The organism is Pseudomonas sp. FIP_A4 (assembly GCF_036701605.1).
Lineage (GTDB): Bacteria > Pseudomonadota > Gammaproteobacteria > Pseudomonadales > Pseudomonadaceae > Stutzerimonas > Stutzerimonas phenolilytica.
Genome location: NZ_JAYDXP010000052.1, coordinates 1 through 585, shown reverse-complemented (window position 1 = coordinate 585; position 585 = coordinate 1). Strand labels below are relative to the sequence as shown.

Genomic DNA, 585 nt, shown 5'->3' with positions numbered 1-585 from the left:
ATTTCGGCGGCCTGAGCCTCGGCGCCGCCGGCCAGGGCGGGGATGCCGGTCTGCTGCTGGCCGGTACCGGCACTCTGCTCGGCGGCGTCGTCCCGGTCGCTGGCGTGCTGCTGAATCTGGCTGACCACGGCGCCGCTCGGCGCGCATCTGCTCGATCACGGCCTTGTAGTCCGGCTGGTTGAAGATGGCCGAGCCGGCGACAAAGGTGTCGGCACCGGCTGCCGTCGGTGGTACGGAAGTAGAACTGCGGACGGTAGCCCTTGAAGAACGGAGTATGACGACCACCTTCTTCCTTGGACAGCACGTACACTTCGGCTTCGAACTTGGGTCTTCTGCACGTCCTGATCTTCCAACATCGTAAGCAGCTGTTGGCGATCGACCTGCTGTTGCTGCTCGGCAATAACTTCGGGCGTACCAATCATCGCCGCCTGCGCCATCGGAATCTGTGCTGGCCGATGCCAGCGCGGGTTTCTCCGGAGCCGAGATCGAGCAGGTGGTAGTCAGTGCCGTGTATGCCGCGCAGGCTCGCCAACGGGCGGTCGACCTGCCGCTGCTGGTGGAAAGCATCCAGGCGACGTCACCGCT

At 64.6% G+C, this 585-nt stretch carries 4 pseudogenes; 1 reads left to right on the top strand and 3 read right to left on the bottom strand.

From position 1 onward, the window contains the following. Positions 1 to 135: 135 nt before the first annotated feature. From U8L64_RS00410 to U8L64_RS00400, 3 pseudogenes are all read right to left on the bottom strand, one after another. A pseudogene (locus tag U8L64_RS00410) lies at positions 136 to 222 on the bottom strand (ribulose-phosphate 3-epimerase); the annotation flags it as partial. Position 223: 1 nt separating this feature from the next. After that, positions 224 to 325: pseudogene (locus U8L64_RS00405) on the bottom strand (hypothetical protein); the annotation flags it as partial. A 4-nt stretch (positions 326 to 329) separates the two neighbouring features. Beyond that, positions 330 to 449 (bottom strand): annotated as a pseudogene (locus tag U8L64_RS00400) (DUF6627 family protein); the annotation flags it as partial. Here U8L64_RS00400 and U8L64_RS00395 point away from each other — a divergent pair. Further along, a pseudogene (locus U8L64_RS00395) lies at positions 449 to 585 on the top strand (hypothetical protein); the annotation flags it as partial. The pseudogenes U8L64_RS00400 and U8L64_RS00395 overlap by 1 nt on opposite strands.